This is a genomic window from Mesorhizobium sp. M0870 (assembly GCF_040319775.1).
Classification (GTDB): domain Bacteria; phylum Pseudomonadota; class Alphaproteobacteria; order Rhizobiales; family Rhizobiaceae; genus Mesorhizobium.
This window is the reverse complement of the sequence record NZ_JAMYOI010000042.1, coordinates 1-19,205: the sequence shown is the minus strand read 5'-3', so window position 1 is coordinate 19,205 and position 19,205 is coordinate 1. Positions and strand designations below refer to the sequence as shown.

Here is a 19,205-nt window from a genome sequence, read left to right as displayed (position 1 = left end):
TGCTGGCCGGGTGAATTCCCGGTCGAAGCGCACTATATTAAACTTACGCCGCCGCGAGCACCTCTTGGGGTTCGGTTTTGGCGGTGCCATAGTTTGAAAACTGTCGGGCCTTGACCCCGGCGTGGATGGAGAACGCATATGCCTGCTGTGCAGGACACGATCGATCGGGTCCGAAAGATCGACGTCGACCAATACAAATACGGATTCCAGACCGAAATCGCGATGGACAAGGCCCCCAAGGGCCTCAGCGAAGACATCATCCGTTTCATTTCGGCCAAGAAGGACGAGCCGTCCTGGATGCTGGAATGGCGTCTGGAAGCGTATCGCCGCTGGCTGACGCTTGACGAGCCGACCTGGGCGCGCGTCCACTATCCGAAGATCGATTTCCAGGACATCTATTTCTATGCGGCGCCCAAGAGCACGCCCGGCCCGACCTCGCTCAGCGATGTCGATCCCGAACTCTTGAAGGTCTATGAAAAGCTCGGCATTCCGCTGCGGGAGCAGGAAATCCTTGCCGGTGTGCAGAAGACCGATGCCTCGGAGCTCGAGGAGGTCAGCGATAACGTCTACAAATCGGGCCGCGTCGCTGTCGACGCCGTGTTCGATTCCGTCTCCGTCGTCACCACCTTCAAGAAGGAGCTGGCGCAGGCCGGCGTCATTTTCTGTTCGATCTCGGAAGCCATCCGCGAGCATCCGGAGCTGGTGCAGAAGTATCTCGGTTCGGTCGTGCCGACCTCCGACAATTACTACGCGACGCTGAACTCCGCCGTGTTCACCGACGGCTCCTTCGTCTTCGTGCCCAAGGGCGTGCGCTGCCCGATGGAGCTGTCGACTTATTTCCGCATGAACGAGAAGAACACCGGCCAGTTCGAGCGCACATTGATCATCGCCGAGGAGGGGGCTTACGTCTCTTATCTCGAGGGCTGCACGGCCCCGCAGCGCGACGAGAACCAGCTGCATGCCGCGGTGGTCGAGCTGGTGGCGCTCGACGATGCCGAGATCAAATATTCGACGGTGCAGAACTGGTACCCCGGCGACGCCGAGGGCAAGGGCGGCATCTACAATTTCGTCACCAAGCGCGGCGACTGCCGGGGTGACCGCTCGAAGATCTCGTGGACGCAGGTGGAGACCGGCTCGGCCATCACCTGGAAATATCCGAGCTGCATCCTGCGTGGCGACGATTCCCAAGGCGAATTCTATTCGATCGCCGTGTCGAACGGTTATCAGCAGGTCGATAGCGGCACCAAGATGATCCATCTTGGCAAGAACACGTCGAGCCGCATCATCTCCAAGGGTATCGCCGCCGGCTACTCGCAGAACACCTATCGCGGCCAGGTCTCGGCGCATCGCAAAGCGACCAACGCCCGCAATTTCACCAACTGCGACAGTCTGCTGATCGGCGACCAGTGCGGCGCGCACACCGTGCCTTACATGGAAGCCAAGAATTCGACGGCGCAGTTCGAGCACGAGGCGACGACGTCGAAGATTTCCGAGGACCAGAAATTCTACGTCATGCAGCGCGGCATCCCGGAAGAGGAAGCGATCGCGCTGATCGTCAACGGCTTCGTCAAGGATGTCATCCAGCAACTGCCGATGGAATTCGCGGTCGAAGCGCAGAAGCTGATCGGGATTAGCCTTGAGGGCTCGGTCGGCTGACCGGATATATATTCAGGAAACGAAAAAATGCTTGAAATCAGAAACCTGCACGCCCGCATCGTCGATGACGGCACCGAGATCATCCGCGGCTTGAACCTGACGGTGAAAGCCGGCCAGGTCGCCGCGATCATGGGGCCGAACGGCTCGGGAAAATCGACGCTGTCCTACATCCTCGCCGGCCGCGAGGACTATGAAGTGACCGAAGGCGACATCCTCTACAACGGCCAGTCGATCCTCGAAATGGATCCGGCCGAGCGCGCCACGTCAGGCATCTTCCTCGCCTTCCAGTATCCGATGGAGATACCGGGCGTCGCGACCATGGAATTCCTGAAAGTGGCGATGAACGAGCAGCGCAAGGCACGTGGCGAGGAGCCGCTGAAGATCCCGGAATTCCTCAAGCGGGTGAAGGAAGCCGCCGCCTCGCTCAGCATGGACATGGCGATGCTCAAGCGGCCGCTCAATGTCGGCTTCTCCGGCGGCGAGAAGAAGCGCGCCGAGATCCTGCAGATGAAGCTGCTGGAGCCGAAATTGTGCGTGCTCGACGAGACCGATTCCGGCCTCGACATCGATGCGCTGAAGATCGTGTCCGACGGCGTCAACGCGCTGCGGGCGCCGGACCGGGCGTTCCTGGTCATCACCCACTACCAGCGCCTGCTTGAGCACATCGTGCCCGACACCGTGCACGTGCTCTACAAGGGCCAGGTCATCAAGTCAGGCGACAAGTCGCTGGCGCTCGATTTGGAAGCCAATGGCTATGCCGGCGTGATCGGCGAAGCAGCGTGAGATGCCAGAGGGCAGTTTGATGAATATGCACGCACAACCGCAGCGGACACCGGCCGAGACAGCGTTGATCGACGCGTTCGGCGACCGATTGTCGCTGCTGCCGGGCGACGGCGCGGTGATGCTGAAGCGCGACGACGCCATCGAGACGATCAAGCACGGTCTGCCGACGCGGCGCGTCGAATCCTGGCACTATACCGACCTGCGCCGGTTGCTGAATACCGTGCCGGACTTCGACCCGGCCGCCATGGCTAAAGCCATCGCACCGATCGTCGAAGGTTCCGCCGTGGTGTCGATCCTGAACGGCAAGTCCGACGCCAAGGTGCCTGTCCTTGAAGGCGTCACCTTCCAGCGCCTTTCGGAAAAGCTGATCGACGGCAGCATCGCACCGGGGCTCGATCCCTATGGCAGCGACGATGCCATCGGCGCGCTGAACACGGCTTTCGTTGCCGATGGTTATTTCATCGATATTGCCGATGGGACGAAGCTGGAAAAGCCGATCGAACTGCAGAACCTGCAGGCTGGCGGCCAGACGCATGTGCGCCTGCCCGTGCGCGTCGGCGCCAGCGCCAAGGCCGTCATCGTCGAACGGCAGACGGGTGATGGCGCTGCCTTGAGCAGCTCGGTAAGTCAGATCGTGCTCGACGAGGGCGCCGAGGTAACGTGGCTGGTCGTCCAGGAGCAGCCGGAAACGGCGACGCATCTGGCGCAGTTCAAGGCCCATATCGGCAAGAATGCGAAACTGACGCTGTTCGTCATGAACGCCGGCGGCAAGCTCGTGCGCCAGGAGATCATGGTCAGGACGACTGGCGAAGGCGCCGATTTCAAGCTTCGCGGCATCAACCTGCTGGCCGGCGACACCCACACCGACGTGACCATGGTGCTCGACCACGCCGTGCCGCACACGACCTCTACGGAAGTGATCCGCAATGTGGTGACGGGCAAGGCGCGCGGTGTGTTCCAGGGCCGCATCAACGTCCATCAATATGCGCAGAAGACCAACGCCAAGATGGCCTGCAACACGCTGCTTTTGTCGGACGATGGCGAGTTCTCGACCAAGCCGGAGCTTGAAATCTTCGCCGACGACGTGATTTGCGGCCACGGCGCGACGGTCACCGAAATAGACCACGACCATCTGTTCTACCTGATGGCGCGCGGCGTCGACGAGAAAAGCGCGCGGGGGCTGCTCGTGAAGGCCTTCGTCGCGGAGGTGATCGAGGAACTGGAGGACGAGGCGATCGTCGAGGCGCTGGAAGCGCGGCTCGACGGCTGGTTCGTGGCACACGGGTGATCTGATGAACGCACCGGGCAAGAGCGGAGATTTCTACGACGTCGAAGCGATTCGCCGCGATTTCCCGATCCTGTCGCGGGAAGTCTACGGCAAGCCGCTGGTCTATCTCGACAATGGCGCCTCGGCACAGAAGCCGCAGGTGGTGCTGGACACAATCCAGCATGCCTATTCCCAGGAATACGCCAACGTCCATCGCGGCCTGCATTTTCTCTCGAACGCCGCGACCGACGCCTACGAAAAGGCCCGTGAGACGGTGCGCCGCTTCCTCAACGCGCCAAGCACCGACAACATCGTCTTCACCTCGAATACGACTTCGGCCATCAACACGGTCGCCTATGGCTATGGCATGCCCAACATCGGCGAGGGCGACGAGATCGTGCTGTCGATCATGGAGCACCACTCCAATATCGTGCCGTGGCATTTCATCCGCGAGCGGCAGGGCGCCAAACTGGTCTGGGTGCCGGTCGACGATCTCGGCGTATTCCACATCGACGAATTCGAGAAGCGGCTGACCGACCGCACCAAGCTGGTCGCCATCACGCAGATGTCGAATGCGCTGGGCACGGTGACGCCGATCAAGGAGATCGTGCGCATTGCGCATTCGCGTGGAATTCCCGTCCTTGTAGACGGCAGCCAGAGCGCCGTGCATATGCCGATCGATGTGCAGGATCTCGACTGCGACTTCTTCGTCTTCACCGGCCACAAGGTCTACGGCCCCTCGGGCATCGGCGTTCTCTACGGCAAGAAGGACATTCTCCAGGGCATGCGGCCCTTCATGGGCGGCGGCGAGATGATCGAAGAGGTGACGGAAGACATCGTCACCTACAACGAGCCGCCGCACCGTTTCGAAGCCGGCACGCCGCCGATCGTCCAGGCGATCGGGCTGGGTGCTGCGCTCGACTATATGGAAAAAATCGGCCGCGAGCGCATTGCCGCCCATGAGGAAGACCTCAAGAACTACGCGCATGAGCGGCTGCGCGCCATCAATTCGCTGCGCATCTTCGGCGATGCGCCCGGCAAGGGCGCCATCATCTCGTTTGAGCTGCAAGGCATTCATGCGCATGACGTGTCGATGGTGATCGACAGGCAGGGCGTTGCTGTCCGCGCCGGCACCCATTGCGCCCAGCCGCTGTTGAAACGCTTCGGCGTAACCTCCACATGCAGGGCATCGTTCGGCATGTATAATACCAGGGCCGAAGTCGACGCTTTGGCCGAGGCGCTTGAAAAAGCGCGCAAATTCTTTGGATGACGATTTTTTTGGGTGACGACCATGGATGATGTGAGCATCGCAGCCGAGACCATTCCGGAAACAGCGCCCAATGCGCTGGTTTCGGGATCGGCCATTCCAGCCGACGAGCTGGCGCGGCTGACCGACGACATCGTCTCGGCGCTGAAGACCGTCTACGATCCGGAAATCCCAGCCGATATCTACGAGCTCGGCCTGATCTATAAGATCGACATCGAGGACAATCGCTCGGTCAAGATCGACATGACGCTGACCGCTCCGGGCTGCCCTGTCGCCGGCGAAATGCCCGGCTGGGTGGAGAATGCCGTCGGCGCCGTCGAAGGCGTGTCCGGCGTCGAGGTCAACATGACTTTCGACCCGCCATGGTCGGCCGACCGCATGTCGGAAGAGGCGCAGGTGGCGGTGGGTTGGTACTAGCCCGACAGAGGCTGGTGCACTTGCACCAGGGATAAAACTTCACCATTTTAGGTGAGGAATCATTCGGCAGGCCTTGAACCTGCATGGAATGGAAGGAAAAAGAATGGGACGCTTCGCCGTCATCACGATGACCGAAAAGGCCGCCGACCGGGTGCGCGAGATTGTCGCCACCCGCGACAACGCGCATGGCATCCGCCTCGGCATCAAGAAGGGCGGCTGCGCCGGGATGGAATATACGGTCGATCTGGTGACCGAGCCCAACACCAAGGACGACCATATCGAGCGCGATGGCGCGCATGTCTATGTGGCGCCCGAGGCAGCGCTATTCCTGTTCGGCACCGAGATGGATTTCGAGCAGACGACGCTTCGCACCGGCTTCACATTCCGCAACCCGAACCAGAGTTCGGCTTGCGGTTGCGGCGAATCCGTCGAACTCAAGCCGGCCGACCTGAAGGCGCTGGCAGAAGCACGCGCCTCGGCCTGATCTTCCAGCCCCGTAAGCGGCAGGGGTGATCGCATATGACTGGCTTGCGCTCTACGAATACCCCCTTAATCCCTCCCCACAAGGGGGAGGGAGACTTGGTAGGCGCTGATTCCGCAAATCCCCGAGGTTTCGACGCCAAAAGGATGGCGCGCGGCAGCGTTCCCTCCCCCTTGTGGGGAGGGTTAGGGTGGGGGTCCTCTTCGTAAAAACCCATATGCAACCGCCCCGCCGTAAACGGGGTGAAGGACGCTAATCCACCCACATGCCCGTCCGCTTGTGCCAGTCGGCGATCGATTCCTCGGGATAGACGTCGAAGACCTTGTCATGCTTGCCAACCTCCGGCTCCACCCAGTTCGCCTTGTATTTCAGCATCAGGTGCACCTTGCTTGGCGGAATGGGTAAATCGCTGTCGATCGCCGAGGCGAAGGGATGCACCAGTTCCGGCCATGTCGGATCGTAGAGCCAAAGGGCCGCCCCGCATTTCTTGCAGAAATTGCGCTCGCCGGTCGAGATTTCGCAATGCGGATGCTCGTCGTCCTCGATCTCCGCCCGAAAGACGCCGAGGCTGCGCTTGCCCCTGATGTTCAGTGTTTCGTTGTCCGCACCGAGATTGATGGCAAACCCGCCGCCGCCCTGCTGCTTGCGGCAGATCGAACAGTAGCACAGCATGAATGGCGCCGGCGTGTGGCTCTCCACCTCGAAACGCACGGCATTGCAGCGGCAGGACCCTTTGAGCAGGACGGGCATGGCGGGAAACTCCGATCGACCTCACACAACCTGTCAGCATGATTTTGGTTGCGGCGATGACAAGGCCAAACGCCGGTGACATGATCGCGGCATGGACAATGAACGCATCGCCGAACTGTTCGAGGGCCTCGGCCCTGTCAGCATCCGCAAACTGTTCGGCGGCAAGGGCATCTATTTCGACGGTGTCATCGTCGCCATCGTGCTGCGCGGTGAGTTGATGCTGAAGGCCGACGAGCAAAGCGCGCCCGAGTTCGAGGCCGCCGGCTGCACGCAATGGACCTATACCGGCTCGCGCCACGGCAAGCTGGTCGCCATGCCCTACTGGGGCGTTCCCGACAGCGCTTTCGATGATCCCGACGAGATGGCGGCCTGGGTACGGCGGGCGTATGCGGCTGGACGGCGGGCGGGGAAGTGATGCCAGCCTTGGGACGGTCGAGGGACACCACCCCCCTCTGGCCTGCCGGCCATCTCCCCCGCAAGGGGGGAGATTGGCGGTTTCACCGTCTGCCTGCTTTTTTCAACGTTGAAGAGTTGGCAGAGGCGTTGACGACATTCGATCTCCCCCCTTGCGGGGGAGATGTCCGGCAGGACAGAGGGGGGTGCTGTCCCGCCGACGTTGGCCTACAACGCCTTCGCAATCCGTGCCGCCAGCCGCGCGTTGTTTTCCACCAGCGCGATGTTGGTCTTGAGGCTCCTGCCGCCGGTCAGTTCGAGGATTTTCGACAGCAGGAAGGGTGTCACCGCCTTGCCGGTCACGTTGAGCGCTTCTGCGGCCTTCTGCGCGGCGTCGATATAGCCCGCCATCTCCTCAGCCGGGATTTCATGGTTTTCCGGCACAGGATTGGCGATCAGCATGCCGCCGGCGAGCCCCAGCGCTGCCCTCGTCTGGTAGAAATGCGCGATCTCTTCCGGCTCGTGCAAGGTCAGCGGCGCGCGGAATGGCGAATGTCGCGACCAGAAGGCTGGCATCGTCTCGCAGCCATGGCCGATCACCGGCACGCCGCGCGTCTCCAGCACCTCCAGCGTCTTTTCGATGTCGAGGATCGCCTTGGCGCCGGCCGAGACGACGATGACCGGGGTGCGCGCCAGCTCGTCGAGATCGGCGGAAATGTCAAAACTCTTTTCGGCGCCCTTGTGCACGCCGCCAATGCCGCCGGTGGCGAACACTTTTATGCCGACCATATGCGCCGCGATCATCGTGGCGGCGACCGTGGTGCCACCGGTGCGCCCTTGCGCCACGGCAAAACCGAGATCGGCGCGCGACAGCTTCATGGCGTCGCCCGTCATCGCCAGCGATTCGCGCTCGCCGTCCGAAAGCCCGATCTTGATGCGGCCGCCAACCACGGCGATGGTCGCCGGCACGGCGCCGCCATCGGTGATGATCTTTTCGACATCGGCCGCCATGGCGCCATTGTCGGGGTAGGGCATGCCATGGGTGATGATGGTGCTTTCCAGCGCCACCACCGGCCGGCCGGCCGCCAGGGCCTGCGCCACCGGCGCGTGGATGTCGATGAAGGGGCCGGCGGTCTCAGGGGTCATCAGGGTCTCCAATCCGGAATGCGGCGCGTCCGTCGGGACACCAGGCAACATCGCGGCACTATGAATTCGCCGGTCTCATGCCACTTCCCTGGCATCCGGCACAAGAGCCAATGCCTCAGTGAAATCAGCCGCGGTGAACTCCGGAACGGCGCTGGCGCTTTCGATGGCAAGCGTCGCCCCGGCAATGCCTTCGCGCAGAGCTGCCCGCAGCGGCAGGCCACGCAGCAAGGCAGCAACCGTAGCGCCCGCCAGCGCATCGCCAGCGCCGGTGACGTCAGCGACCTTTCTTGGCGGCGGCGGCAGGATCGAGAAGGCGCTGGCTTCATCGAAGCCCAGCATGGGCTCGCTGCCCGCCGTCACCACGCCGCTGACAAGGCCGCTGCATCGCAACCCGTCGACGACCTCGCGCTCCGTGGCAGTCGCGGCGACGCCGGCCAGCACCATGGCCTCGCGCCGGTTCATGAAGACGAGCGAGAGCTCCTTCAGCACCAGTATCAGCCGCACCACCTTGGCCGGCGAGATGGCAATGGCGAAAATCGGCTTGCCCGCGGCGAGCGCCACCAGCCGTTCCAGCGCCGAAGAGGGCAGATTGGCGTCGCACAGGATCGCATCGGCGCCAGCGATCACCTCCCGCACCTTGGAGCGCCTGATCTGCTTGGGAAACGCCAAATCATAGAGCGCCATGTCGGCAAAGCCGACGATCAGCTCGCCCTCACTGTCGATCAGCGCCGTGTAGCTCGGCGTCGTGCGGTCGAGGAAGACCGCCGACAGGTCGGTAATGCCTGCCTCGGCGATGGCTCGCGAAACGGTGTCGGCAGCGGCATCGCCGCCGCGAACCGACATGAGCGACGCGGAGACGCCGCGCCGCACGGCGCTGCGCAAAGCGTTGAAGACGCCGCCGCCGACATCCTCGCGCATCGTGCCGGGATTGGAGGCAGCCGGCACGTAAGCGCCGGACACCTGGCCGCGCCGGTCGATATGGGCGCCGCCTACGGCCAGTATTTTCGTGGATTTCAGCATGTCGGCGATATGACCTTTGTTATTCCAGCCGCACAAGCGCTAGGCTGCGCGACGGAGCTTCGCATGCAAGGCGGCGATTCGGCAGATCGAAACAACCGAGCCGTCTGGCCCAACGTGTGGTGCATCCCTGATCGAATCCTTGGACAAAAAAAGAACAAATCCGGATATTGTTTGTTTTTCAGATATTTGACCCCTCTTGCCAAATGAGAACAAAAAAGGTACAAATAGGCAGGGATTACGGATTGTCCGGCCTTCATTGACGACCAAGGGGTGATGTATCATGGCTCAGAATTCTTTGCGGCTGGTAGAGGACAAGGCAGTGGACAAATCAAAGGCTCTGGATGCGGCGCTGTCGCAAATCGAGCGGGCTTTCGGCAAGGGCTCGATCATGCGGCTCGGCGCCAACGATCAGGTCGTCGAGATTGAAACGGTGCCGACCGGCTCGCTTGGCCTAGACATCGCGCTTGGTGTTGGTGGCTTGCCGCGCGGCCGCATCATCGAGATCTACGGGCCGGAAAGCTCGGGCAAGACGACGTTGGCGCTGCACACCGTTGCGGAAGCCCAGAAGAAGGGCGGCATCTGCGCCTTCGTCGATGCCGAGCATGCGCTCGATCCGGTCTATGCCCGCAAGCTTGGCGTTGATCTCGAAAACCTCCTGATCTCGCAGCCCGACACCGGTGAGCAGGCGCTGGAAATCTGCGACACGCTGGTGCGCTCCGGCGCCATCGACGTGCTGGTGGTCGATTCGGTCGCGGCGCTGACGCCACGCGCCGAAATTGAAGGTGAGATGGGCGATTCGCTGCCCGGCCTGCAGGCCCGCTTGATGAGCCAGGCGCTGCGCAAGCTGACCGCGTCGATCTCGCGCTCCAACACCATGGTCATCTTCATCAACCAGATCCGCATGAAGATCGGCGTCATGTTTGGTTCGCCCGAGACCACGACGGGCGGCAACGCGCTGAAATTCTACGCTTCGGTGCGTCTTGACATCCGCCGCATCGGCTCGATCAAGGACCGCGACGAGGTTGTCGGCAACCAGACCCGCGTCAAGGTGGTCAAGAACAAGCTGGCGCCGCCCTTCAAGGTGGTCGAATTCGACATCATGTTTGGTGAGGGCGTGTCCAAAACCGGCGAACTGGTCGATCTCGGGGTCAAGGCCGGTATTGTCGAGAAGTCTGGCGCCTGGTTTTCTTATAATTCGCAGCGTCTCGGCCAGGGCCGCGAAAATGCCAAGCTGTTCCTTCGTGACAATCCCGACACGGCACGCGAGATCGAGTTGTCGATCAGGCAGAATGCCGGGCTGATCGCCGAGAAATTCCTCGAGAATGGCGGCCCTGAGCGCGGCGAAGACGACGGTTTCGAGGAAGAATCCGGCGCCATGTAACAGCTTCGTGCGCGATGCCGGCCGGAGTTCGGCCATAATCGCGTTCTATTATCTCAGGCTTATGTAATTGAGTTCCGCGTTATTGCGTTTCGAAACCGCCGGCCCAGTGCCGGCGGTTTTGCGTTTCGGCAGCGAAAACAGGCCGGTTCGAACGGCCGGCAAAGGCCGTGGATTGGACCAATTCCGTGTTTCTGGACAGGGTGAGGCGCGGCGGCTAAAAGGCCAAGTCCTAATCTTCTAAAAACGCAGAGCCCATTTCCGCCGGTTTGCCGGCGGCTCTTCCGAAAAGGCAGCATTCATGAGTGGCGTGAACGAGATCCGGTCGACATTTCTCGACTACTTCCGCAAGGAGGGTCACGAGATCGTCGCGTCGAGCCCGCTGGTGCCGCGCAACGATCCGACACTGATGTTCACCAACGCCGGCATGGTGCAGTTCAAGAATGTCTTCACCGGTTTGGAGAAGCGGCCCTATTCGCGCGCGTCGACAGCCCAGAAGAGCGTGCGCGCCGGCGGCAAGCACAACGATCTCGACAATGTCGGCTACACTGCGCGCCATCTGACCTTCTTCGAGATGCTCGGCAATTTTTCCTTTGGCGACTATTTCAAGGAGCGAGCCATCGAGCTTGCCTGGAACCTGATCACCAGGGAGTTCGGGCTGAACAAGGACAAGCTGCTGGTCACCGTCTATCATACGGACGACGAGGCGGCCGGTTTCTGGAAGAAGATCGCCGGGTTTTCCGACGACCGCATCATTCGCATCGCGACATCGGACAATTTCTGGGCGATGGGCGATACCGGCCCGTGCGGTCCGTGTTCGGAGATCTTCATCGACCGCGGCGAGCACATCTGGGGTGGTCCTCCCGGCAGCCCGGAGGAAGATGGCGACCGTTTCCTGGAATTCTGGAACCTGGTGTTCATGCAGTATGAACAGGTGACGAAGGAGGAGCGGATCGACCTGCCGCGCCCCTCGATCGACACCGGCATGGGCCTGGAGCGCATGGCGTCCATCCTGCAAGGGGTGGAAAGCGTCTTCGAGACCGATCTGTTCCGCCACCTGATCGACGCCGCCTCGTCCGCGATCGGGCATGGTCCCGACAAGGAGACTGTCGCGTCCTACCGGGTCATTGCCGATCATCTGCGCTCGTCCTCCTTCCTGGTCGCCGATGGCGTGCTGCCTTCGAACGAAGGCCGTGGCTATGTCCTGCGTCGCATCATGCGCCGCGCCATGCGTCATGCGCAGTTGCTCGGTGCCAACGAACCGCTGATGTGGAAGCTGGTGCCGGCGCTGGTGCGCGAAATGGGTCAGGCCTATCCGGAACTGCTGCGCGGCGAACAGTTGATCACCGAGACGCTGAAGCTCGAGGAGACCAGGTTTCGCAAGACGCTGGTGCGCGGCCTCGGCCTGCTTTCGGAGGCGACCGAAACGCTTCATGCCGGCGACATGCTGGACGGCGAGACGGCCTTCAAGCTCTACGACACCTATGGCTTCCCGCTCGATCTGACGCAGGACGCGCTGCGCCAGCGCAGCATCTCTGTCGATCTTGCCGGCTTCACCAATGCGATGGAGCAGCAGAAGGCCGAGGCGCGCAAGCACTGGGCTGGGTCCGGCGACGCGGCGACCGAGACCATCTGGTTCTCCGTGCGCGAGAAGGCCGGCGCCACCGAGTTCCTCGGATATGAGACTGAAGCTGCCGAAGGCATCATCCAGGCGCTGGTCAGGGACGGCAAGACCGTCGACAGCGCCGGCAAGGGTGACGCAGTGGCGATCGTCGTCAACCAGACGCCGTTCTATGCCGAGTCCGGCGGCCAGATGGGCGACACCGGCGTTATTTCAGGCGAGGGCTTCTCGATCGAGGTTTCCGATACGCAGAAAAAGGCCGACGGGCTGTTCGTGCATATCGGCAAGGTTGCCAGCGGCACGGTCAAGACGGGCGCCGCCGTCGAACTGAAGGTAGATCATGCGCGCCGCTCCAGGTTGCGCGCCAACCATTCCGCGACGCATTTGATCCATGAGGCGCTGCGCGAGGTGCTGGGCAGCCATGTCGCGCAGAAGGGCTCGCTGGTGGCGCCCGAGCGCCTGCGCTTCGACATCTCGCACAACAAACCCATTTCATCGGAGGACCTCGAAGAGGTCGAGCGCATGGCCAACGAGATCGTCGTGCAGAACAGCCCGGTGTCCACGCGCCTGATGTCGGTCGACGATGCCATTGCCGAAGGCGCCATGGCGCTGTTTGGCGAGAAGTATGGTGACGAAGTGCGCGTCGTGTCCATGGGCACCGGGGTGCACGGCGCCAAGGCCAACCGGCCCTATTCGGTCGAGCTCTGCGGTGGCACGCATGTCCGGGCGACCGGCGATATCGGCCTGGTGCGTGTCGTGTCGGACAGCGCGGTCGCCGCCGGCGTGCGCCGCATCGAGGCGCTGACCGGCGAAGCCGCGCGCAAACATCTCGACGAGCAGGACCGGCGTTTGAAGGCGACGGCGGCCGTGCTCAAGATTTCGCCGGCCGATGTGCCGGCGCGCGTCGAGACGCTGCTCGAAGAGCGCAAGAAGCTCGAGAAGGAATTGACCGAGGCGCGCAAGAAGCTGGCGCTGGGCGGGGGATCGTCAGCCGATGCTCCAGCCGCCAATGAGACGGTCGCCGGTGTCGGCTTCCTCGGCAAGACGGTCTCCGGTGTCTCGCCGAAGGATTTGAAGCCGCTGGCCGATGCCGGCAAGAGCTCGCTCGGCTCCGGCGTCGTCGTCTTCGTCGGCGCCGGCGAAGACAACAAGGCAAGCGTCGTGGTGGCCGTCACCGACGACCTCATCGGCCGCTTCAGCGCCGTCGACCTTGTCCGCGTGGCCTCCGCCGCATTGGGCGGGCAGGGCGGCGGCGGGCGGCCCGACATGGCCCAGGCCGGTGGCCCCGACGCTTCCAAGGCCGATGATGCGATTGCAGCGGTGAGGGCGGCACTCGAAGCGGCGTAGGCTAGTGGGCTGAATTTATAGCAACGGTTGGAGGGCCAGCGCCCCCCTCTGTCCTGCCGGACATCTCCCCCACTTGGGGGGAGATCGGACGTCGCGTCGGCTTTCGCCAATCTCCCACGTGGAAATAAAACCGCGCCGGAATAGGCGCCTTAGCGGACGCTGCCAATCTCCCCACTCGTGGGGGAGATGTCCGGCAGGACAGAGGGGGGCGCTGTCCCGCAGGCCTCTCAATACTTATCGCGGGCTTGTTCAGTCCGCACGAAGCTCGGCCGAGCCGCAATGCGCGCATACCAGTCCTGGATGTCCGCGAACCGTGCCAACAGGCCTTGCCCTTCGGCGACATTGAGGAAATAGGCGATGATGGGTGCCGCGTGCAGGTCGGCCAGCGTGAGCTGGTCGCCGAGCAGCCACGGTCCGGGAGCCTTGAGTGAGGTAAGCACCCCGAGCACCGTTTCGGCCTGGCGCAGCCCGCTGGCGATCAGCGCCTCGTCGGGGGCCTCTTTCTCCAGCCGCTCGACGGCAACATCCCAGACCATCGCGCGATAGCCATAGGCGTCGAGCATGCCGATGATCTGGCCCATCCTGGCGCGGCCGCGCGCGTCGGCAGGCTGCAGCGTCGGCCCGTCGAACGCCTCCCTCGACATAGCGCGCAATCGCGCTTGTCTCGAAGAGGCGAAACCCGTCATGCTCGAAGGCCGGGATGCGGCCGAACGGATGATGCTCGAAATACCAGGCGGGAACGCCATCGGCGGCAAAGACATCGACCGGCACAAGCTCGTAGTCGATGCCTTTTTCCGCGAGTACGAGGCGGACGATGCGTAGATAGACGCTGTACTCCGCCCCGTAGACGATGGGCTTGCCCATCTTGCTTACTTGTCAGGCCATCGCCTTCTGCAGGTTCTCGTCGATCTTGTCGAGGAAACCGGTGGTCGACAGCCAGGGCTGGTCGGGGCCGATCAAGAGCGACAGGTCCTTGGTCATGAAGCCGGACTCGACCGTCTGGATGCAGACCTTTTCCAGCGTTTCGGAGAAACGCTTCAGGTCGGCATTGTCGTCGAGCTTGGCGCGGTGCGCGAGGCCGCGCGTCCAGGCGAAGATCGAGGCGATCGAATTGGTCGAGGTTTCCTCGCCCTTCTGATGCTGGCGATAATGGCGGGTGACGGTGCCATGCGCGGCTTCGGCTTCCACGGTCTTGCCGTCCGGTGTCATCAGCACCGATGTCATCAGGCCGAGCGAGCCGAAACCCTGAGCAACCGTGTCGGACTGCACGTCACCGTCATAGTTCTTGCAGGCCCAGACATAGCCGCCCGACCATTTCAGGGCGGAGGCCACCATGTCGTCGATCAGGCGGTGCTCGTACCACAGCTTCTTCGACTTGAACTCGGCCTCGAATTCAGCCTCGTAGACCTCCTGGAAGATGTCCTTGAAGCGGCCGTCATAGGCCTTGAGGATAGTGTTCTTGGTCGACAGATAGACCGGATAGTTGCGCAGCAGGCCGTAGTTCAGCGAGGCGCGGGCAAACTCGCGGATCGAGTCGTCGAGATTGTACATGGCCATGGCGACACCGGCGCCGGGCGCGTCGTACACATCGTGCTCGATCACCTGGCCGTCCTCACCCACGAATTTGATGGTCAGCTTGCCCTTGCCGGGGAAGCGGAAATCGGTGGCGCGGTACTGGTCGCCGAAGGCATGACGGCCGACGATGATCGGCTTGGTCCAGCCGGGCACCAGGCGCGGCACGTTCTTCATGATGATCGGCTCGCGGAAGATGGTGCCGCCGAGGATGTTGCGGATGGTGCCGTTCGGCGACTTCCACATCTTCTTCAGCTTGAACTCCTCGACGCGCTGTTCGTCGGGCGTGATCGTCGCGCATTTCACGCCGACGCCGTGTTTCTTGATGGCGTTGGCCGAATCGATGGTCACCTGGTCGTTGGTGGCGTCGCGATGCTCGATGCCGAGGTCGTAATATTCAAGCTTGAGGTCGAGATAAGGGTGGATCAGCTTGTCCTTGATGAACTGCCAGATGATGCGGGTCATCTCGTCGCCGTCGAGTTCGACGACCGGGTTCGCCACCTTGATCTTCGCCATGAAAGAATGCCTCGTTGCTGGGATATGGGACGGCCTTGCCCGCGTGGCGTTGGGCCGGGAGATGTCGCCCGTATATCAAAGCGCTTTTGGCCACGCAAACGGCGATCGGTCACGAATTGGAGGCCAGAGCCGTCGTCATTTGCGAATGCTTCATTTTCCCGGCCGAATATGGCAGGGACGCTGAAATGCCGCAAACAGCAGTTCATTGACAATCATGCCCGTCATCAAAGATCCCGATAGCATTGCAGTCGCCGGCCCGGCGATCATCCTCGTCGAGCCGCAGCTTGGCGAGAACATCGGCATGGTCGCGCGCGCCATGGCCAATTTCGGTCTGTCGGAGCTGCGCCTGGTCAACCCGCGTGATGGTTGGCCGAGCGAGAAGGCACGCGCGGCGGCCAGCCGCGCCGACCATGTCATCGACGCCGTGAGAGTGTTCGACGACCTGGCCTCGGCGCTCGCCGACTTGAATTTTGTCTTCGCAACCACGGCCAGGCAGCGCGACGGCTTCAAATCCGTGCGCGGGCCGGTGGAGGCGGGCAGGATGCTTCGGACCCATCATGCAATGGGACAACGCACTGGCATCCTGTTCGGACGCGAACGCTTCGGCCTCTACAATGACGAGGTCGGCTTGGCCGACGAGATCGTCACTTTCCCGGTCGATCCCGATTTCTCCTCGCTCAACATCGCCCAGGCCGCGCTGCTGATGTCCTATGAATGGATGAAGTCCGGCCTGGAAGATGAGACCAAGACCAATTTTTCCGGCCCGGACATGAAGCCGGCAAGCAAGGAAGAATTGCACGGCCTGTTTGCGTATCTGGAAGGCGCATTGGAAGCGCGCGGCTATTTCCGGCCGGCGCCGAAGAAGCCGAAAATGGTCGACAATCTGCGCGCGGTGCTCACACGCCCCGGCTTTGCCGAACCGGAGCTCAAGGTGCTGCGCGGCATCATCTCGTCGCTCGACAGGTTTTCTCCGGCGATGCCGCGCGGCGACGGGTCCCCTGGCGACGATCCGCGGCGCTTGCCCGCGGCCGCCGCGCGTGCCCGCAAGGCGGAGGCGGCGCGCTTTGCCGACACCGGCAAGGACGATGACATACCGCCGCTTGGCGGAAAAGGAACCGACAATGACTGAGCGGCCGATCCTGATGTTCGATTCGGGCATCGGCGGGCTTACCGTGCTGCGCGAGGCACGCGTGCTGATGCCCGACCGCCGCTTCATCTATGTCGCCGACGACGCTGCGTTTCCCTACGGCGCTTGGGAAGAGCCGGCGCTGAGGGCGCATATACTCGAATTGTTCGGCAAACTGCTGGAGCGCTTTGCGCCGGCCATTTCCGTCATCGCCTGCAACACCGCCTCGACGTTGGTGATCGATGCGTTGCGCGATAGATTTCCCGAGCATCCTTTCGTCGGCATGGTGCCTGCGATCAAGCCGGCGGCGGAACGCACGCGCTCAGGGCTGGTTTCGGTGCTGGCGACGCCTGGCACCGTCAAGCGCCAATACACGCGCGACCTGATCAGCAAATGGGCGCAGAAATGCCATGTCCGCCTGGTGGGCAGCGACAGGCTGGCGGGACTGGCTGAGATCTACATGCGTGAGGGCTTCGTCGATGAAGAAGCCGTGCGCACCGAGATTACGCCGTGCTTCGTCGAACATGATGCGCTGCGTACGGATATCGTCGTGCTCGCCTGCACACACTACCCCTTTCTGGCCAATCGCATGCGCAAGACGGCGCCCTGGCCGGTCGATTGGCTCGACCCCGCTGAAGCGATCGCGCGCCGGGCGCTGTCGCTTCTCGCCGACATCGATCCGAGCGGTCGTGGCGAGATGCTGCCTGAAGGCCCCGACCTTGCCGTCTTCACATCGAAAAGAGCCGATTTTCCGACCCGTCGCCTAATACAGGGCTTCGGGCTGGCGATGTCGTGATTCCGAAGCGGAACATCACGGCAGTCGTTGCGTTTTTCTCCAGATTCTAACGGGAGAAAGAGCCATGCCAGCCACCTCGAAAGCCCAGCAGAAAGCCGCCGGCGCGGCTCTGTCGGCCAAGCGCGGCGAGACCAAGAAGAGCGAACTCCAGGGCGCTTCCAAGGGAATGTACGAATCGATGAGCGAAAAGCAGCTCGAGGAATTCGCCGAGACGAAGCGCAAGGGCCTGCCGGAGAAGAAGTCGAAAGACTAAGGGTTAAGCATCCGGAATCAAAGAGCCCGCGGCCAAGACCGCGGGCTTTGAAATGATATCGGCCGCCTGAGACCGGATAGGAGCCTACCAGCGCCCGCTGCAGCGCTTGATCTTGTAGCGTATGACCTTCTTGTGGCCGTGCCGCCAGATAACCTTCTTCTTGATCACGATGCGGCAAGCCTGGTGATGCCGGTGTCCTTGCCAATGCCTGGCCTCCGCCGGCTCCGGTGTCAGGACCGCCATGGATCCCGCCAACACAGCGGCTCCTGTCAGGGTAAGGAAGAATTTCTTCATGCGAATGTAGCTCCTCTGCTCCGGTCCCTTCCTGATGCCGCTGGCGCAACCTCCCGCCACATCCGGCACTGCACTCAACCCAGAGACGCTATATCGTCGCCATGGCCTACGCCAGCCACAAGCTTGACACCGGTTAAATCTCCGTTTAATCAGCGCCCCAACACCGGGCCGCAATGCCCGGTGGTTTTCTTTATGTGCGCAAGATGCGTGGAAATCCAATTCTACTATCTTGTTTGAACTGACGTGTCCCGTGGGTTTTCCGCCGCGTTGCGTGGGAAAACCCTGTCAGGTCTCGAAAACGGAGGCCAGAGGAGGGCGCGTTTCCTTCACCCGGACCATGAGGTTCCGGGTGTATTGTTTTGAAAAGGGAATGCGATGAGCAAGCGCGAATCCGCGAAGTACAAGATCGACCGCCGTCTCGGCGAAAATATCTGGGGCCGCCCGAAGTCCCCGGTCAACAAGCGTGAATACGGTCCTGGCCAGCATGGCCAGCGCCGCAAGGGCAAGCTTTCCGATTTCGGCCTGCAGCTGCGCGCCAAGCAGAAGCTGAAGGGTCACTATGGCGATGTTTCGGAAAAGCAGTTCCGCAAGGTCTATGAAGAGGCTGACCGCCGCAAGGGCGACACCTCGGAGAACCTGATCGGCCTGCTCGAATCGCGTCTCGACGCGGTCGTCTACCGCGCCAAGTTCGTGCCGACCATTTTCGCCGCCCGTCAGTTCGTCAACCACGGCCACGTCAACGTCAACGGCAAGCGTGTCAATATCGGCTCGTATCGCTGCAAGCCGGGCGATGTCGTCGAAGTGCGCGAAAAGTCCAAGCAGCTGGTCATCGTTCTGGAAGCGGTCGGTCTCGCCGAGCGCGACGTGCCGGACTACATCGAAGCCGATCACAACAAGATGGTCGCGACCTTCTCGCGCATCCCTGGCCTTGCGGACGTTCCGTTCGCCGTGCAGATGGAACCGAACCTGGTCGTCGAATTCTATTCGCGCTAAACGAGCGCGTTCTGCGATACCAAGCAAAGGCCGCCTGTCGAGGCTAATGCAGTTCACTTAGGCACCTTCAGTGTTCTGACAGGATATTTGGCTGGTAGCTTTTTGACGACACGGGGGCATGATCGCCCC

18 protein-coding genes and 1 pseudogene are annotated in these 19,205 nt (G+C 62.2%); 13 read left to right on the top strand and 6 right to left on the bottom strand.

Annotated elements, in window-relative coordinates; genetic code table 11:
- The first annotated feature begins 138 nt into the window (after window positions 1-138).
- The 6 genes from sufB to sufA all read left to right on the top strand — a co-directional run bounded on the left by sufB (window position 139) and on the right by sufA (window position 5,874).
- Window positions 139-1,656: a Fe-S cluster assembly protein SufB gene (sufB, locus tag NKH97_RS30705; RefSeq protein WP_352610551.1), complete on the top strand. Its 1,518-nt coding sequence runs from the start codon at window positions 139-141 to the stop codon at window positions 1,654-1,656.
- A 27-nt stretch (window positions 1,657-1,683) separates the two neighbouring features.
- Entirely contained in the window at window positions 1,684-2,439 is a 756-nt protein-coding gene (gene sufC / locus NKH97_RS30700; RefSeq protein ID WP_128303263.1) for a Fe-S cluster assembly ATPase SufC, read from the top strand.
- Window positions 2,440-2,458: 19 nt separating this feature from the next.
- The gene (gene sufD / locus NKH97_RS30695) at window positions 2,459-3,727 is read left to right on the top strand and encodes a Fe-S cluster assembly protein SufD (RefSeq protein WP_352751548.1); all 1,269 of its coding nucleotides are present in this window, start codon (window positions 2,459-2,461) and stop codon (window positions 3,725-3,727) included.
- Between the two features lie 4 nt (window positions 3,728-3,731).
- Window positions 3,732-4,976: a cysteine desulfurase gene (locus NKH97_RS30690; protein ID WP_352751546.1), complete on the top strand. Its 1,245-nt coding sequence runs from the start codon at window positions 3,732-3,734 to the stop codon at window positions 4,974-4,976.
- 21 nt (window positions 4,977-4,997) lie between these two features.
- The gene (locus NKH97_RS30685; RefSeq protein ID WP_352673838.1) at window positions 4,998-5,390 is read left to right on the top strand and encodes an SUF system Fe-S cluster assembly protein; all 393 of its coding nucleotides are present in this window, start codon (window positions 4,998-5,000) and stop codon (window positions 5,388-5,390) included.
- Window positions 5,391-5,493: 103 nt separating this feature from the next.
- Entirely contained in the window at window positions 5,494-5,874 is a 381-nt protein-coding gene (sufA, locus tag NKH97_RS30680) for a Fe-S cluster assembly scaffold SufA (protein WP_023810316.1), read from the top strand.
- Between the two features lie 249 nt (window positions 5,875-6,123).
- Here sufA and NKH97_RS30675 read toward each other — a convergent pair whose 3' ends face one another.
- Window positions 6,124-6,621 carry a GFA family protein gene (locus NKH97_RS30675; RefSeq protein ID WP_352552740.1) on the bottom strand — a complete coding sequence of 166 codons (498 nt, stop codon included), beginning with the start codon at window positions 6,619-6,621 and terminating at the stop codon, window positions 6,124-6,126.
- A 91-nt stretch (window positions 6,622-6,712) separates the two neighbouring features.
- Here NKH97_RS30675 and NKH97_RS30670 point away from each other — a divergent pair, with 91 nt between their 5' ends.
- Window positions 6,713-7,036, top strand: coding sequence for a TfoX/Sxy family protein (locus tag NKH97_RS30670; RefSeq protein WP_128303267.1), 324 nt, complete (start codon window positions 6,713-6,715; stop codon window positions 7,034-7,036).
- Window positions 7,037-7,242: 206 nt separating this feature from the next.
- Here the strand turns inward: NKH97_RS30670 and NKH97_RS30665 are convergent, their stop codons facing one another.
- Both NKH97_RS30665 and NKH97_RS30660 read right to left on the bottom strand, forming a co-directional pair.
- Window positions 7,243-8,160 (bottom strand): pseudouridine-5'-phosphate glycosidase, encoded by a 918-nt coding sequence (locus NKH97_RS30665; protein ID WP_352440142.1) that lies wholly within the window; start codon window positions 8,158-8,160, stop codon window positions 7,243-7,245.
- Window positions 8,161-8,235: 75 nt separating this feature from the next.
- Window positions 8,236-9,180, bottom strand: a complete 945-nt coding sequence (locus tag NKH97_RS30660) for a carbohydrate kinase family protein (RefSeq protein ID WP_352799565.1) — start codon at window positions 9,178-9,180, stop codon at window positions 8,236-8,238.
- Window positions 9,181-9,460: 280 nt separating this feature from the next.
- Here NKH97_RS30660 and recA point away from each other — a divergent pair, with 280 nt between their 5' ends.
- Window positions 9,461-10,561, top strand: a complete 1,101-nt coding sequence (gene recA / locus NKH97_RS30655) for a recombinase RecA (RefSeq protein WP_023810321.1) — start codon at window positions 9,461-9,463, stop codon at window positions 10,559-10,561.
- 298 nt (window positions 10,562-10,859) lie between these two features.
- Window positions 10,860-13,526, top strand: a complete 2,667-nt coding sequence (alaS, locus tag NKH97_RS30650; RefSeq protein WP_352440144.1) for an alanine--tRNA ligase — start codon at window positions 10,860-10,862, stop codon at window positions 13,524-13,526.
- A 227-nt stretch (window positions 13,527-13,753) separates the two neighbouring features.
- Here the strand turns inward: alaS and NKH97_RS30645 are convergent.
- Window positions 13,754-14,390, bottom strand: a pseudogene (locus NKH97_RS30645) (glutathione S-transferase family protein).
- 12 nt (window positions 14,391-14,402) lie between these two features.
- Window positions 14,403-15,614 carry an NADP-dependent isocitrate dehydrogenase gene (locus NKH97_RS30640; RefSeq protein WP_127321786.1) on the bottom strand — a complete coding sequence of 404 codons (1,212 nt, stop codon included), beginning with the start codon at window positions 15,612-15,614 and terminating at the stop codon, window positions 14,403-14,405.
- Between the two features lie 214 nt (window positions 15,615-15,828).
- On the opposite strand from NKH97_RS30640, the gene NKH97_RS30635 reads away from it, so the two are divergent.
- From NKH97_RS30635 to NKH97_RS30625, 3 genes are all read left to right on the top strand, one after another.
- On the top strand, window positions 15,829-16,743 hold the full coding sequence (locus NKH97_RS30635; protein ID WP_128303273.1) for an RNA methyltransferase: 915 nt from the start codon (window positions 15,829-15,831) through the stop codon (window positions 16,741-16,743).
- A complete protein-coding gene (gene murI, locus NKH97_RS30630; protein ID WP_023810327.1) occupies window positions 16,736-17,536 on the top strand; it encodes a glutamate racemase in 801 nt (266 codons plus the stop codon). The genes NKH97_RS30635 and murI overlap by 8 nt, the downstream gene beginning before the upstream one ends.
- A gap of 64 nt (window positions 17,537-17,600) precedes the next feature.
- Window positions 17,601-17,789, top strand: a complete 189-nt coding sequence (locus NKH97_RS30625) for a DUF3008 family protein (RefSeq protein WP_023810328.1) — start codon at window positions 17,601-17,603, stop codon at window positions 17,787-17,789.
- Between the two features lie 84 nt (window positions 17,790-17,873).
- On the opposite strand, the gene NKH97_RS30620 is transcribed toward NKH97_RS30625, so the two are convergent.
- Entirely contained in the window at window positions 17,874-18,083 is a 210-nt protein-coding gene (locus NKH97_RS30620) for a hypothetical protein (RefSeq protein WP_023810329.1), read from the bottom strand.
- Window positions 18,084-18,458: 375 nt separating this feature from the next.
- Between NKH97_RS30620 and rpsD the strand changes: the two genes are divergently transcribed.
- Complete coding sequence (gene rpsD / locus NKH97_RS30615) at window positions 18,459-19,076, top strand: 30S ribosomal protein S4 (protein WP_023759539.1); 618 nt, start codon at window positions 18,459-18,461, stop codon at window positions 19,074-19,076.
- The last annotated feature ends 129 nt before the right edge of the window (window positions 19,077-19,205 follow it).

What these genes read in the sequence shown, in the direction of transcription:
- rpsD (WP_023759539.1), top strand. Translation starts at nt 18,459, where the DNA reads ATGAGCAAGCGCGAATCCGCGAAGTACAAGATCGACCGCCGTCTCGGC.
- NKH97_RS30685 (WP_352673838.1), top strand. Translation starts at nt 4,998, where the DNA reads ATGGATGATGTGAGCATCGCAGCCGAGACCATTCCGGAAACAGCGCCC.
- sufC (WP_128303263.1), top strand. Translation starts at nt 1,684, where the DNA reads ATGCTTGAAATCAGAAACCTGCACGCCCGCATCGTCGATGACGGCACC.
- sufA (WP_023810316.1), top strand. Translation starts at nt 5,494, where the DNA reads ATGGGACGCTTCGCCGTCATCACGATGACCGAAAAGGCCGCCGACCGG.
- NKH97_RS30635 (WP_128303273.1), top strand. Translation starts at nt 15,829, where the DNA reads ATGCCCGTCATCAAAGATCCCGATAGCATTGCAGTCGCCGGCCCGGCG.
- NKH97_RS30670 (WP_128303267.1), top strand. Translation starts at nt 6,713, where the DNA reads ATGGACAATGAACGCATCGCCGAACTGTTCGAGGGCCTCGGCCCTGTC.
- NKH97_RS30620 (WP_023810329.1), bottom strand. Translation starts at nt 18,083, where the DNA reads ATGAAGAAATTCTTCCTTACCCTGACAGGAGCCGCTGTGTTGGCGGGA.
- alaS (WP_352440144.1), top strand. Translation starts at nt 10,860, where the DNA reads ATGAGTGGCGTGAACGAGATCCGGTCGACATTTCTCGACTACTTCCGC.
- NKH97_RS30690 (WP_352751546.1), top strand. Translation starts at nt 3,732, where the DNA reads ATGAACGCACCGGGCAAGAGCGGAGATTTCTACGACGTCGAAGCGATT.
- NKH97_RS30640 (WP_127321786.1), bottom strand. Translation starts at nt 15,614, where the DNA reads ATGGCGAAGATCAAGGTGGCGAACCCGGTCGTCGAACTCGACGGCGAC.
- NKH97_RS30665 (WP_352440142.1), bottom strand. Translation starts at nt 8,160, where the DNA reads ATGACCCCTGAGACCGCCGGCCCCTTCATCGACATCCACGCGCCGGTG.
- recA (WP_023810321.1), top strand. Translation starts at nt 9,461, where the DNA reads ATGGCTCAGAATTCTTTGCGGCTGGTAGAGGACAAGGCAGTGGACAAA.
- sufD (WP_352751548.1), top strand. Translation starts at nt 2,459, where the DNA reads ATGAATATGCACGCACAACCGCAGCGGACACCGGCCGAGACAGCGTTG.
- murI (WP_023810327.1), top strand. Translation starts at nt 16,736, where the DNA reads ATGACTGAGCGGCCGATCCTGATGTTCGATTCGGGCATCGGCGGGCTT.
- sufB (WP_352610551.1), top strand. Translation starts at nt 139, where the DNA reads ATGCCTGCTGTGCAGGACACGATCGATCGGGTCCGAAAGATCGACGTC.
- NKH97_RS30625 (WP_023810328.1), top strand. Translation starts at nt 17,601, where the DNA reads ATGCCAGCCACCTCGAAAGCCCAGCAGAAAGCCGCCGGCGCGGCTCTG.
- NKH97_RS30675 (WP_352552740.1), bottom strand. Translation starts at nt 6,621, where the DNA reads ATGCCCGTCCTGCTCAAAGGGTCCTGCCGCTGCAATGCCGTGCGTTTC.
- NKH97_RS30660 (WP_352799565.1), bottom strand. Translation starts at nt 9,180, where the DNA reads ATGCTGAAATCCACGAAAATACTGGCCGTAGGCGGCGCCCATATCGAC.